The organism is Kribbella sp. NBC_01510, assembly GCF_045040325.1.
In the GTDB taxonomy this organism is placed as follows: domain Bacteria; phylum Actinomycetota; class Actinomycetes; order Propionibacteriales; family Kribbellaceae; genus Kribbella.
On record NZ_CP109418.1, the window covers coordinates 7,408,475 to 7,421,338 of the forward strand.

A 12,864-nucleotide genomic window follows, 5' to 3' on the forward strand; every position below is an offset into this window, starting at 1 on the left:
ACAGGGCTCAGGCACTGCCGGCCAGATCTGTCCTGCCATCGGCGAGCACGCGGACACCCTCGGGGCCTGCTCGCCGCTAACGACGGTCCGACCTGCAGCTCAGGTCGAACGTGACTGCCGAAGCTCTCTCACCAAGAACCACCACCCCCTACCGCAAATCCCCCACATCTGCTTCGATGCACCCGAGCCGCCAAAGGTTGCGCCCACCGCGTGGCGGTCGTCTGTGACGGCACTCGAGAACTGACATTCGTACAAGACCGGCCGTCCGCAGCCGTGGCATCGTGTCGTCCATGAGGGAGTACTCGGACGGGATGCATGTGGTCCACGACGGCCCGCGTCAGGCGCCTCCATTGCTGCTGATCCACGGTTCAGGCGCGTCCGGGGCGTGCTGGGCGCCAGTGGTCCCGGCACTTGCCGGCAACCTTCACGTCGTCCGGGTCGACCTTCCGGGGATGGGCCACTCCCAACCCGCTGCGTCGTACGACGTGCCGGCGCAGGCGGCCCAGGTCGCGAGGGTGATCGATGCCCTCGGCCTCGGTCCTGTCACCGTGGTGGGACATTCGAGCGGCGGCTATGTGGCGACCTCACTCACGGAACAGCGACCCGAGCTGGTGAAGGCGATCGCACTGGTCAGCACAGGCCCGAGAACCGATGCACTTCTACCGCAGCCGCCCCTCATGCGGGCCCTGGCGTGGCCGCCGATCGGCCGACTCGTCTGGGCGCTGCGCACCGACAAGCTGATCCGCAGAGGAATCAACGTGACGTGCGCCCGCCCGGTGGACATCCCGAACGATCTCGTCACCGAGCTCCGGGGACTCACGTACAGCACGTTCGCGGCGGTGCTGCGCTGCAACGGCGAATACATCGCGGCACGAAGTGTCCCCGACCGGCTGGCCGACCTCGACGTACCTGTGCTGGTGGCATTCGGCGGTGCGGACCCTCGCTGGGATCCGTCGTCGGCGCACGATTATGACGCCGTACCGAACACGCGGGTCGAGATGCTGCCAGGGATCGGGCACATCCCCATGCTCGAAGCTCCCGAGGCGACGAGCGGTCTGCTGCTGGACTTCGTCGCGGCAGACCGCTGACCATCAGGCCTAGCATCGTCATATGCGACCGACCGGGACACCACCTGACTGGACGCTGGTGGACATCGCCGTCCCGCGCTGTCCGGCCCGGCTGCCTGGCGTCAGCATGGCCGGGTTCGGTCACCGGGCCTCGGCGTTCGTGGACATGGCCATGGTCGCGCACCCCGCCGTCAGCCTGATCATCGATCTGGGCGAGGGCGAAGGTCTCGTCTACGACGTGCACGGCCGGCGAGAGAAAGGCAGTGTCTTCGTCGGGCTCCTGCCGGGCGCCCTGCGGGCCGGCGGCAGGGTCGGGGAATGTCTCCAGATCCGGCTGTCGCCGGTCGCGGCGGCCGCGGTCTTCGGTGCATCGACCATCCTGACCGGGACGGTTGCGTCCCTCGCGGAGGTGTGGGGTCGCGACGCCGGACGGTTCGAGGACAGACTGCGGGCTGCAGCGTCGTGGGACGATCGGTTCACCATCGTCATCGATGTGCTCGGCCGGCGTCTGGACGCCCACAGATCCGTCGATGCGGAGGTCGCCCACGCGTGGGGCCGGACATTCACCAGTCGCGGGCGGGCGCGCGTCGACGGCCTGGCGAGCGAGATCGGCTGGAGCCGTCAGCGCCTGTGGTCCCGGTTCCGGTCGCAGCTCGGCATCACCCCCAAACGAGCCGCTCAGCTGGTGCGGTTCGACCACGCCGCCCACCTCCTTGCGGCGGGCCACGCCGCGGCCGGCGTCGCCGCCGAGAGCGGGTACGTCGATCAATCACACCTGCATCGCGAGGTTTTCGCGTTCGCCGGGACGACGCCCGCCGCGGTTGCCGCCGCACCATGGCTCGCGATCGACGACGTCGCCTGGCCGAAGCCGCGGGCTACTGTCGGGGCATGACCGAACTCGTGGTGGACGCTCCGATCGTCGCCGTCGCCGTCTATCCGGACCGGGCCCGGATCACGCGACGCGGCAAGGTCATCGTGCCGGCCGGCGACCAAACGGTGTACGTCGAGCCGCTGCCGCTCGTACTGGAGCAGGACTCGGTCCGGGTCGCCGGCCGCGGACCGGCCACCGTGCTCGGCGTGGACCTGGCGACGCGGCACAATCCGCAGGCGCCGGACGAGACCGTGGCCGAGCTGGAGCGGCAGCGTCGCGAGGCCCAGGCCGAGGTCGCGGAGCTCGCCGACGACGACGATGTCCAGGGCCAGCTGGACGCGTTCCTGACCCAGCTCGCTCGTCGGGCCGGCGGCAGCTTCGCACGATCGCTGGCCTCCGGTGAGACCGCCACCGAGCTGAGCGGGTTCACCGAGTCGCTCGCCGCACGGCTGTCCGCCGTACGGTCGAAGCGACGGGAGCTCGCCACCCTGCGGCACGAGGCCGACGATCGTCTCGCCGCCGCCGACCGCCGGCTCGCCGCGATCGGGCAGCAACGCACACCCGACCGCCTTTCGGCCGCCGTCACGTTGGCCTTGGAGAGCGAGGCGGAGGTGGAGATCGAGCTGTCGTACGTCGTACCCGCCGCCGGCTGGGGGAGCTCGTACGACGTACGCCTGAGTGGTGAACGGCTGACGCTGAGCTGGTACGGCCTGGTCAGCCAGGGCACCGGCGAGGACTGGCCCGAGTGCGACCTCACGCTGTCCACGGCCCGTCCCATGGCGACCGCCAAGGTCCCCGAGCTCGACCCCTGGTACCTCGACCGCTCCCACCCGCCGCCGGTGCCGGCCGGCGTGCCGCTGAGTCTCGACTCCAGGCGGGCGTCCAACGCCGCAAGGGAGAGCCTCCAATCAGCCAACGCACCCGACTGGGTCGAGCAGTCCGCGACCGTCGAGCAGGGCGTCACGGCAGCGACCTACACTCCGCCCCGGCCGGTCGCCGTGCCCGCGGACGGCGCCTCGCACCGCGCGACGATCGCCTCGATCGACCTCGACGCCGAGCTGGACTACATCACCGCGCCGGTCCGGTCGACCGACGTCCACCTGCGCGCCACGGTCGTGAACTCGTCCACGCACACGTTGCCCGCCGGGAAGGCCGCGGTCTTCCACGAGGCGGACTTCGTGGGCTCGGCCGCGCTGCCGGTCTGGGCTCCCGGCGAGGACGTCGAGCTCGCCCTCGGCCTGGACGACCGCATCCGCGTCGAGCGCAAGCTCGTCCGCCGGAACGCGACCAAGGCCACGCTCGGATCGACCCGCCGGCGTGAGGTCGAGTACGAGACCCAGATCGAGAACCACACCCCACGCAAGGCCCGGGTGACCGTGCTCGACCAGTTGCCGGTGTCGCGCGACCACGAGATCACCGTCAAGCCGATCACCGCCGAACCCGAGCCGGCCGAGACCACCGAGCTCGGCGTCGTCACCTGGAAGCTCGACCTGGCCGCCGGCCAGGAGTTCCTGATCAAGCTCGGTTTCCGGGTCGACACCGGCAAGTCCGTCGAACTCACCGGCTGGCGCGACTGAGCGCCGAAGTGCGGCGAACTTTTCGGGGGCGGCCGGGACCGGCCATCCGGCGTCAGTCGGTGAACGCGTTGCGCATCGACACCAGTTCGATGCCGCGCTCCTCGATCGCCTTGCGGATCTCGGGGTCGGTCACGATGGCCTGATCCGAGAGCCGGTACTCCTCGGCCCAGCGGTAGGTGTCACTGCCGGGGGCGTGCAGGGCACCGAGTTCAGGTTCAGCGAGAGCGCAATGGGTGACCAACAGGTGCACGCCCGGCGTCAGGCCGGCGATGTGCTCGAGCACCCAGGTCTTCTTGACTGCCGCATCGCGGTCGCTCAGCGTCTCGATCGAGGCGAACCGTTGCGACTCCACCGGACCGTAGATGAACGGCTTGCCGGCCGCGGCCGAGACCTCGTCGTACGCCTCCGGCGCGGACTGGCCCATGTGGACGTCGAGGTAGTCGATAGTGAGCCCCTCCGCGGCGAACTTCGCCACCTGAGCGGACAACTCGCGGACAGCGTCGGCATGGGTGATCGACGCCTTGGCCTCGGCCACCGTCCGGAGGAACGTGCCATCCGCACCCACGAGCGACGGTCCATCGGTCAGCGGCCGCCAGCGCAGATAGTCCCACTCGCAGGTCAGGGTCTGATGGACGCCGAGCGGAATCCCGGACTCACGTGCCAGCGCAGCGGCCTCGGTGAACCACGGACACGCGGCCATCGTGGAGGTCTGTGTCAGGATCCCTTCCTCGAACGCCTGGATGGTGCCGGCATTGACGGCATGCACCATGCCGAAGTCGTCGCCTTGAACGATCAGTCGGATTTCACCAGCCACGTGCACTCCTGGGGATAGCGAACGAACCGGAAGACGACCGTACCCCAGGCCGACGGCCGGCGATCAACGGCGGGTTCCGACCAGGCCTGAACCGCCTCACGCCCGGGTGAAGTTCGGTGGGCGCTTCTCGGCGAAGGCGGCCCTGCCCTCGGCCGCGTCCTGCGTCGCGAAGCAGACTGTCTGGATGTCGCGCTCGTACCGGACCGCCTGATCGAGCGGCAGGTTGTACGCCGCGGACAAGTTGGCCTTCGCCGTCTCGACGGCGATCGGAGCTCGGGCGGCGATGGTCGTCGCCAGCTCAAGCGCACGAGGCAGTAGCGCGGCGGGCTCCACCACCTCGCTCACCAGACCCCAGGTGAGCGCTCGCTCGGCATCGATCGGGTCGCCGGTCATCAGCATCAAGGACGTGTTGCTCGGCCCGATCGATCGGGCCAGTAGCGCCGACATCCCACCGCCGCCGATCCAGCCGAGCTTCACCTCGGCCGCCGCGAACGACGCGTTCGACGAGGCGATCCGGATGTCGCAGATCAGCGCGGTCTCGAGACCGCCGCCGAGTGCGTAACCGTTGACGGCGGCAATCACCGGCTTGCGCAGGACCTTGAGCGAGTCGCAGTAGTCCTCGCGGTTCCGGAACGCCCACGGTGTCGCGTACTTGTCCAGCTCGCGGATGTCCGAGCCGGCGCTGAAGGCCCGCTCGCCGGCACCGGTCAGTACGACGACGCGGATGTCGTCGTCCTGGTTGCACTGCTGTGCCAGTTCGACCAGTGCGTCGGACATCTCACTGGTGACGGCGTTGAGCTTGGCCGGCCGATTCAGGGTGATGACCGCGACGTGTCCATGCTGTTCGAAGAGCACGTCGTCGGTGGCTGGACTGATCATGAAGGGATCCTTTCCACGGCCTGGCGACTCGAGCTGTGCAAGGTGTCGATCCGATCGAGGCCCGCGCTGATCGAGGAGGCTCCGGACAGCACGTCCCGGATCACCTCGCTCGCCGCGGACTGGAAGCCGATATACCCCGCGTACCGAGGCCGGATCCAGGCGGCGGTGATGGTCCGTAAGGTGGCCCGGTAGAAGTCCCCCACCGGCGCGTTGACCGCCGCCGCCGTCCAGGCGCTCAGCCTCGCCGGCTGCCCGGAATGGCTGGGGATGAAGGATTCCTGAGCAGTTGCCGACAGCAACCAGCGTAGATGCTCGGCGAGGTCCGGGCCGACCTCGCAGCGCGCGCTGACCGCGAGACCCGTACCACCGATCGTCGAGCCAGGCCGAGATCCCGGCCGCTCACTGGGTGCGTCGGTGAAAGTCAATCGGTGGTCCAGTTCCAAGGCGGCGTAGTTCACATACCCGTACACCAACGGGCAATGCGTCACGGTGTCCTCGGACGTCATGTCCGCTAGCAGTCCGATCGGATCGAGCGACACAGTGTGCCGCGGCGCGCGGACGGTGAAGTCAGTCATCAGCTCGAGGGCTCGGACACCGGTCGCCGGCACGAACCGCTCGGCCACACCTGGCTCCTCCCCCAGCGCGACGCAGATCGAAGCGAAGGTGAGCAACGCGTGCGGACCAGCAACCGACAAGGCGACAGGCGCGCGGTGCGACAGCTCGACCACCTCCGACCACAGCTGAGGTGGTTCAACCAGATCCGCCCGCGTCGCAGCGACCTGAGTAGCGGCATCCAGCGGCAACGCCCAGAGCCGGCCATCCATCCGGTACGACGCCAGACTCGGACCGGCGAAGTCCGCGCCGGCATCAAGGAACTCGTCGACCGGCTGAAGACAGCCGTGGGCCAGTGCATCCCCGAGATGTGGATGATCCAGCACGATCACGTCGTACCGCTCGGCCAGTTCCTCGATCGGGGTGGACTCGAAGCCGCTCAACGGGTGCACGTCCCAGACCAGGTCCAGCTCACCGCCGGCCGCGACCAGCGCGTCCCGGCCGCGCGGATGATCCCAGGTCAGACCGCGGTACGACGCCATCAGCGCACCGGATCCGGCAGCCGCGTCTCGGCGACGGCGCCGGTGTCCAGCAACGCAGCGATCTCGTCGGCCGAGAATCCGGCCTCACCGAGCACCTCGCTGGTGTGCTCGCCGACCAGTGGTGCACCACGGTCGACCGTCGCCGGTGTCTTCGAGAACTTGTACGGGAACCCCGGCGTCTTCACGCGTCCCTCGGTCGGATGGTCGTACTCCACGAAGGTGCCGTTGTGCCGGATCTGCGGATCGTCGACCAGTTGCTGATAGTCGTACACCGGGCCGCACCAGATCCCGGCCGCGGTCAGGTCCGCCAGCCAGTCGGCGGTCGTGCGCTCCAGCAGGCGCTCCGCCGTACGACGGAAGATCTCGTCCCGATGCGTCCAGCCGTGCACCTCGGAATCCATCGCCAAGAAGGTGTCCGCACCGATCACCCGGCCCAGCGTCGGCAGATCCGGCATCGCCAGCGCGAGGAAGCCATCCGCGGTCTTGAACGTCCCGTACGGCGACCTGATGTAAACGTGAGCGTGTGGCTCCGAGCCGCGCTGCTGGGGCACTCCCCCAGCCGTGAAGACCGACAGCTCCTGCATCTGCAACGTGGTGATCGCGTCGAGCATGTTCACCTGCACGAGCTGTCCCTCGCCGGTGCGCTCGCGATGCAGGAGCGCGGCGAGCACCGCCTCGAACGCCGTCGACGCGGTGACGGCGTCAACCAGGTACTGTCCGGCCGGTTGTGGTGGTTCTCCGTGCCGGCCGGTCGAGAGCATCGCGCCGGACTTTGCCTGCAGCAACAGATCTTGGCCGGGCAGATTGCGGTGCGGTCCGTCTTCGCCGTACCCGGACATCGACACGTACACGAGTCGCGGGTTGATCGCCGACAGCGTCGCGTAGTCGACGCTCAGGCGTTCGGCGACGCCCGGACGGTAGTTCTGCAGGAAGACGTCGGCGGTCTCGACGAGCCGGAGCAGCACCTGCTTGCCGTCGGGCGACTTGAGGTCGACGGCCAGCGAGCGCTTGTTCCGGTTGAGCGACAGGAACGACACGTTGATCGCGTTGCCCTTCGCTCCACCGGCCGCGGCGTGCCGTTGCCACTCGCCGGTCACCGGCTCGACCTTGACGACGTCGGCGCCGAGGTCGCCGAGCCGCTGGGCGGCGAACGGGCCGGCCATCGCGATGGAGCAGTCGAGGACGCGGTACCCGTCGAGGATGCGGTTGTTCGTGGTCATCGTCTCTTCCTGCGCTCGGGATTCAGTCGGGCTGGCCGGCGACGCGACGGATCGCGGCCCGGGCGGACGTGGTGGCCTCGACGCCGTCGAGGACGCGGATCGCGGTGCGGTAGGTCCGGGACTCGCCGTGTTCGAGCCAGGTCATCGAACCGTCCGCGCGGGCGGCGGCGTCACCGGCGACGTGGTGGGTCGACGGTTCGAGGCCGACGGCGTACTGACCGCTGCGCAGGTTCTGCCATTCGAAGAAGCACGGCATCGTCGCCGCGTCCCAGGCGACCTCTACGCCGAGGGTGCCGTCGCCGCGAAGCAACGCGACCCGGTGCCGGCCGTCCGCGTCCGGCGCCAGGCGGTGCTCGTACACCTGCTCCACGAGGACGGGTTGCGGGTCCGGCAGCACCCGGTACGACACACTCTGCTCGGCCACCGAGTCACTGCGCCAGGGCGTCTCGACGATCGGCGCTACGAACTCCGTCCCCGCGTCGATGACCGGCCACCCGAAGTTCAGGTGATACAGGAACATATGCGGAGTCCGCTCGTACCCGAGGTTGTCCACCACGTCGGACAGCCGGATCTCGAGTCCGTCGAAGTCGACCTCCACCGTGCGGGTCAGGCGCAGGTGTTCACCGAACGACGTCGCCTGGATGACCTCGCCCCGAACCCGCAGCGTGCATCGATCGCCGTCCCAGACCTCGCCCGCCTCCAGCAGCCGAGCGGGGATTGCCGTCAGCCGTCCGTGTAAACCGTGCGCCACGGTCTGCTTCGGTGGATAGCGGTACTGACCGGCGTCGACCTCGTTGCCGAACAACGTATGGTCCAGTCCGCCCGACACCAGTAACCCGTCCAGCGCCCGGAGCCAGGACAACCCGCCCTCGTCGTTGTTCTCGTGCAGACCGGGATGGCGGAACCCGTTACCCGACCGCCAGCCGAACGGAACGCCGCGAAACCGAGCAGACCCGAGGTCAAGCGCACGATCCACGAGCACCTCGACCTCGAGCCCGGCAGCACTCCGCAACTGCACCGCCCGCACCCCACGCTCGACACCGTTGCTCAACTCGATCTCACGGACACCAGCAACGCTGGCGAGATCACCAGTCCGCTCCCGCAGCGCCGCGACGGACAACTCTTCCCCGAAGACGTTCATGCTCAATCCATCACCCATCCACCGTTGACATTGATCGTTTGCCCGGTGACGAACGACGAGTCCGCGCCCGCCAGGAATGACACGACTGCGGCGAGCTCTGCAGGGGTTCCGCGCCGCTTGATCGACTGGTGGTCGATCACGAAGGCGGTGTAGGCCTCGGGGTCGTCGTGGATCGTCTCCGCCTTGGTCGGGAACGCGCCCGGCGAGACGGCGTTCACCCGGATGCCGTTCGGGCCGAGCTCACGCGCGAGCGCCCGGGTGAGCGCGACGGCGGCGCCTTTGGTGCTGACGTAGCTGGCCAGCTTCTCCCAGCCGCCGTACCAGGTGATCGAGGCGACATTGACGATCGAGCCGGACCGCCGCCCACTCATCAGCCGTGCGGCCGCCTGGGCTGCCACGAAGTAGGCTCGCTGGTTCACCGCGACGACATCGTCGTACTCGTCGAGCGAGATGTCGAGGAACGGCGTTGCCGGATAGATCGCCGCGTTGTTCACCAGTACTTGCAGCGGGCCGAGCCGATCCTCGACCGCACCGATCGCGGTGACGAGTGCAGTCGAGTCGCGCAAATCGATCGGCAGTACGGCGGATCGCCCGCCGGCTGCCTTGACCACGGCCTCGGACTCGGCCAGCCCTTCGCCGGGAAGATCGAGCAGGGCGACGGCATAGCCGTCGCTCGCGAGGCGTAGCGCGGTGGCCCGCCCGAGCGAACCCCCGGCGCCCGTCACCACGGCGCTGCTGTCACCGTGCGCGTGTGTCGTCATGCTGCGTCCATTCCGTAGCTACCGGTGGAGTTCAAACGTGGTCACCCGGCCGGATCACGGGCTTGCCGACCAGCCGGCGGCCGGCCCGATCGGGTCGCACGTGCGGTCCCGGCGTTGTCACCCCAGCCGGCGGCGTCGCCGAGCCGGGCGATCGCGTCCTCGTCGACGGTGTAGCCGAGCCCGGGCGACTCCCCCAGCACAAGGTGGCCGTCGGCAACCTCCTGGTCCGCGGTGATCCCGATCGGGGCCGCCAGGTCCTGGATCTCGATCGAGAGATGGTTGGGTACGACGGCCGCCGCATGACCCAGCGGGTTCACGTTGTACCCGACCGGGCTGATCGGCAGGTCGAACGCGTGGGCCAGCGCCGCCACCCGGAGGAAGTGTGTGATGCCCCAGACGCTGCCGGTCTGCACGATATCCACGGCGTTGCCTGCCACCAACGGCCGGAACTGCTCGAGTCCGGTGAGGTTCTCGCCGGTGGCGATGGCCGCCTTCACCGACTGCGTGACGAGGGCGAGCCCGTCGACGTCCCAGCGCCGTACCGGCTCCTCGACCCAGGCCAGGTCGACATGCTCCTCGATCCGCCGGATGTGCCGCACTGCTTCCTTGCGTGACCAGGCCTCGTTCGCATCGAGCATCAGTGCGGGCGTTTGACCGGTGATGTCGCGGTAGAGCTCCGCGACCAGGCCGAGCCGCCGCAGGTCCGCGGCCACGTCGAGACCGCCCTTGACCTTCACCGCCTGCAGGCCGCGCTCGGCGAACCGCTTGTGCAGCCTCGCCAACTCCTCGTCCGCCAAGGGCCCGTCGAGCCCGGAGGCGTACGCCGGTACGACGTGATCGCGCGCGCCGAGCAGTCGCCACAACGGTTGCTCGACGGCCTTCGCCTTCAGGTCCCACAACGCCATGTCCAGCGCACCGATCGCACCGAACACCGCGCCGGCGTGACCACGCTTGAAGACCCAAGCGAGCATCCGGTCGTACAACGCGACCACAGCGCGCGGGTCCTGCCCGTCGAGTGCCGGGAACACCGTGTTGATGCCGTCGTACGACCCGAGCCCGATGCCCTCCAGGCCGACGTCGGTGGTGACGATGACGACCGGCACCGACGTCCTGCCGGAGTCGACTGCGCCGTTGGCGTCACCGATGGGTCTGCCCCAGTCGTGCACCGTCGTGGCGGTGCGATATCCCGTGATGCGCATGCGCTACCCCTTGGTCGAGCCGGCGGTGACGCCGTCGGTGATCTGGCGCTGGAAGAACAGGTAGATCGCGATCACGGGCAGCTCGAATGTTAGTTGTCTGTTGTCTGTTGTCAAGGGTTTGTTGACTGCTCGGCTTCGGGTGACAATCCAGTGGACGCCCGAGCAGATCCCTGGAGGAAGCGTGGCCACTGACAGCCCGCAGGCAACCGTGCGACTCGCCCCGGCCGCGGCCGCGCGACGTCCGGCCCGGTTGGCCGATCTGCTGGTGGACTCGATCGTGGACGGGATCGTCTCCGGCGACATTCCGCCGTACGCCGCTCTGCCGCCCGAGGCCGCGCTGGTCGAGCAGTTCGAGGTCAGCCGGATCACCGTCCGGGAGGCGCTCAAGCTGCTCGAGGCCAAAGGCCTGGTCGAGGTCCGCCGGGGCATCGGCGCCGTGGTCCGCGACGACTCGCACTGGAACCTGCTGGACTCGGCCGTGCTGGCCGCGGCGGTCAAGCACGACTCGAACCTGACCATCCTCGACGAACTCGTGAGCGTCCGCTGCGCACTGGAGTCCGACCTCGCCGGCCAGGCCGCGCTGCTGGCCACCGACGACGACCGCGCGGAACTCGAGGCGATCTACCACCGGCTCGAGGCCGACACCGCCCGGCCGGAGATCTTCATCGAGACGGATGTGGAGTTCCACGACCGGATCATGGCCGCATCCGGCAACCGGCTGGCCCGCTCGATCGTCAGCTCCGTGCACAGTCAGGCGCGCACCAGCCTGCGCTACCAGGGTCACCCCAGCATCGAGGCCGTGACCGTCACCAACGGCGAGCACCGGATCATCCTGGACCGCATCCTCGACCGCGACGCGCCCGGCGCAGCGCAGGCGATGACCGACCACATCCGGTCGGCCTGGCAGCGCCGGCGCCCAGAAGGTCATGGCGGAGGCGGGCGCCCGCAGCTGAGCTGATCCGCGCTCGGCCCTGCAGTCACGCAGGCCGAGCGCGGTCTACCGTCAGGCTCGGTCTGCCGACAGTTCCTCGGCGATGCGGTCGGCGATCGTCAGGCAGGCGGTGGCGGCCGGGGACGGGGCATTGAGGACGTGTAAGGTCCGCCCGTCGCGGAGGAAGAGGAAGTCGTCGACCAGCTTGCCGTCGCGGGTCACGGCCTGTGCGCGCACGCCGGCGCCAGAGCGTCGTACGTCGGAGACTCGCAGCTCGGGCAGCATCCGCTGCGCCTCCCGTACGAGCGCCCGGCCGGTGAGTGAGCGCATCACTTCCTTGGCGCCCGTCTTCCCGTACCGCCGCGCGAGACGCCAGGTGCCCCGATACGTCATGGACTCCCAGAGGTCCCGACCGACGATCTTCGACCAGGAATAGCCCTCCCGGGCCAGGGCGGGTACGGCGTTCGGCCCGACGTGGACGATGCCGTCGATGCCCCGCGTGAGGTGGACGCCGAGGAACGGCAGATCGGGATCGGGCACCGGATAGACCATGCCTCTCACCAGCGAGGCGCGCTCCGGGACGATCTCGCTGAACTCGCCGCGGAACGGGAGGATGCGGACACCGGGCTCGAGGCCGGAGGCCCGCGCGAGCCGGTCACTGTGCAGGCCGGCACAGACGGCGACCCGATCCGCTTCGATCACGTCGTCGGTCGTACGCACGCGGACGACCGAGCCCGCGTTCTCGATCGATGTCACCGTCACCCCGGTGCGGATCTCGCCTCCGGCCGCGCGGACGTCATCGGCCAGGGCGGCGGCGACGAGCTTGAAGTCCACCCGACCGGTGGAGTCGACGGCCAGGGCGCCTTTCACGCGCAGGTGCGGTTCGCGCTCCGCGACCTCGTCGAGGGTGAGGCGTCGTACCGGGACGCCGTTCTGCTGGCCGTTGCCGAAGAGCCGGTCGAGCTGCGGCAACTCGGCGTCCGTGGTCGCGACGACGAGCTTCCCGGGGACCTCCAGCGGGATGCCCTTCTCGTCGCAGTACTCCTTCAGCGCCGCTCCCCCGGCCACCGCAAGCCGCGCCTTCAGGGATCCGGGCTTGTAGTACAGCCCCGAGTGCACGACCCCCGAGTTGTGACCGGTCTGGTGCGCCGCGACCGACCCCTCCTTCTCGAGGACGACGACCGGCGTCCCGGGATCGAGCCGCTGCAAAGCCCTCGCCACGGCCAGACCGACAATCCCGCCGCCGACCACGACCGAAGTCCTCACCACAGATCCCATCGAACCCTCCTGGACGCCCCTGCTCTGTCAAC

The 12,864-nt window shown here is 69.1% G+C and carries 12 protein-coding genes; 4 read left to right on the forward strand and 8 right to left on the reverse strand.

Features of this window, described 5'->3' with window-relative positions; genetic code table 11:
• Positions 1-290: 290 nt before the first annotated feature.
• The 3 genes from OG558_RS36405 to OG558_RS36415 are packed head-to-tail and all read left to right on the forward strand — an operon-like array spanning position 291 to position 3,515.
• Positions 291-1,088, forward strand: coding sequence for an alpha/beta fold hydrolase (locus OG558_RS36405; RefSeq protein WP_405067054.1), 798 nt, complete (start codon positions 291-293; stop codon positions 1,086-1,088).
• Between the two features lie 22 nt (positions 1,089-1,110).
• Positions 1,111-1,959, forward strand: coding sequence for a helix-turn-helix domain-containing protein (locus OG558_RS36410; protein WP_405067055.1), 849 nt, complete (start codon positions 1,111-1,113; stop codon positions 1,957-1,959).
• Positions 1,956-3,515 carry a DUF4139 domain-containing protein gene (locus tag OG558_RS36415; protein WP_405067056.1) on the forward strand — a complete coding sequence of 520 codons (1,560 nt, stop codon included), beginning with the start codon at positions 1,956-1,958 and terminating at the stop codon, positions 3,513-3,515. Before OG558_RS36410 ends, OG558_RS36415 begins: the two co-directional genes overlap by 4 nt.
• A gap of 52 nt (positions 3,516-3,567) precedes the next feature.
• On the opposite strand, the gene OG558_RS36420 is transcribed toward OG558_RS36415, so the two are convergent.
• From OG558_RS36420 to OG558_RS36450, 7 genes are all read right to left on the reverse strand, one after another.
• Entirely contained in the window at positions 3,568-4,329 is a 762-nt protein-coding gene (locus tag OG558_RS36420; RefSeq protein ID WP_405067057.1) for a carbohydrate deacetylase, read from the reverse strand.
• A gap of 96 nt (positions 4,330-4,425) precedes the next feature.
• A complete protein-coding gene (locus tag OG558_RS36425) occupies positions 4,426-5,208 on the reverse strand; it encodes an enoyl-CoA hydratase/isomerase family protein (RefSeq protein ID WP_405067058.1) in 783 nt (260 codons plus the stop codon).
• Positions 5,205-6,302 (reverse strand): hypothetical protein, encoded by a 1,098-nt coding sequence (locus OG558_RS36430; protein ID WP_405067059.1) that lies wholly within the window; start codon positions 6,300-6,302, stop codon positions 5,205-5,207. Before OG558_RS36430 ends, OG558_RS36425 begins: the two co-directional genes overlap by 4 nt.
• Positions 6,302-7,522 carry a CaiB/BaiF CoA transferase family protein gene (locus OG558_RS36435; protein ID WP_405067060.1) on the reverse strand — a complete coding sequence of 407 codons (1,221 nt, stop codon included), beginning with the start codon at positions 7,520-7,522 and terminating at the stop codon, positions 6,302-6,304. The genes OG558_RS36430 and OG558_RS36435 overlap by 1 nt, the downstream gene beginning before the upstream one ends.
• A gap of 22 nt (positions 7,523-7,544) precedes the next feature.
• On the reverse strand, positions 7,545-8,663 hold the full coding sequence (locus OG558_RS36440) for an aldose 1-epimerase family protein (RefSeq protein ID WP_405067061.1): 1,119 nt from the start codon (positions 8,661-8,663) through the stop codon (positions 7,545-7,547).
• Between the two features lie 2 nt (positions 8,664-8,665).
• Entirely contained in the window at positions 8,666-9,424 is a 759-nt protein-coding gene (locus OG558_RS36445) for an SDR family NAD(P)-dependent oxidoreductase (protein ID WP_405067062.1), read from the reverse strand.
• A 41-nt stretch (positions 9,425-9,465) separates the two neighbouring features.
• Positions 9,466-10,623: a mandelate racemase/muconate lactonizing enzyme family protein gene (locus OG558_RS36450; protein WP_405067063.1), complete on the reverse strand. Its 1,158-nt coding sequence runs from the start codon at positions 10,621-10,623 to the stop codon at positions 9,466-9,468.
• A 181-nt stretch (positions 10,624-10,804) separates the two neighbouring features.
• Between OG558_RS36450 and OG558_RS36455 the strand changes: the two genes are divergently transcribed.
• Positions 10,805-11,581 carry a FadR/GntR family transcriptional regulator gene (locus OG558_RS36455; RefSeq protein ID WP_405067064.1) on the forward strand — a complete coding sequence of 259 codons (777 nt, stop codon included), beginning with the start codon at positions 10,805-10,807 and terminating at the stop codon, positions 11,579-11,581.
• 45 nt (positions 11,582-11,626) lie between these two features.
• Here the strand turns inward: OG558_RS36455 and lhgO are convergent, their stop codons facing one another.
• Positions 11,627-12,832, reverse strand: coding sequence for an L-2-hydroxyglutarate oxidase (lhgO, locus tag OG558_RS36460; RefSeq protein ID WP_405067065.1), 1,206 nt, complete (start codon positions 12,830-12,832; stop codon positions 11,627-11,629).
• Positions 12,833-12,864: the final 32 nt, after the last annotated feature.

Bases quoted from the DNA above. Each gene is read 5' to 3' on its own strand.
- OG558_RS36405 (WP_405067054.1), top strand. From the start codon at position 291: ATGAGGGAGTACTCGGACGGGATGCATGTGGTCCACGACGGCCCGCGT.
- OG558_RS36410 (WP_405067055.1), top strand. From the start codon at position 1,111: ATGCGACCGACCGGGACACCACCTGACTGGACGCTGGTGGACATCGCC.
- OG558_RS36415 (WP_405067056.1), top strand. From the start codon at position 1,956: ATGACCGAACTCGTGGTGGACGCTCCGATCGTCGCCGTCGCCGTCTAT.
- OG558_RS36425 (WP_405067058.1), bottom strand. From the start codon at position 5,208: ATGATCAGTCCAGCCACCGACGACGTGCTCTTCGAACAGCATGGACAC.
- OG558_RS36430 (WP_405067059.1), bottom strand. From the start codon at position 6,302: ATGGCGTCGTACCGCGGTCTGACCTGGGATCATCCGCGCGGCCGGGAC.
- OG558_RS36435 (WP_405067060.1), bottom strand. From the start codon at position 7,522: ATGACCACGAACAACCGCATCCTCGACGGGTACCGCGTCCTCGACTGC.
- OG558_RS36440 (WP_405067061.1), bottom strand. From the start codon at position 8,663: ATGAACGTCTTCGGGGAAGAGTTGTCCGTCGCGGCGCTGCGGGAGCGG.
- OG558_RS36445 (WP_405067062.1), bottom strand. From the start codon at position 9,424: ATGACGACACACGCGCACGGTGACAGCAGCGCCGTGGTGACGGGCGCC.
- OG558_RS36450 (WP_405067063.1), bottom strand. From the start codon at position 10,623: ATGCGCATCACGGGATATCGCACCGCCACGACGGTGCACGACTGGGGC.
- lhgO (WP_405067065.1), bottom strand. From the start codon at position 12,832: ATGGGATCTGTGGTGAGGACTTCGGTCGTGGTCGGCGGCGGGATTGTC.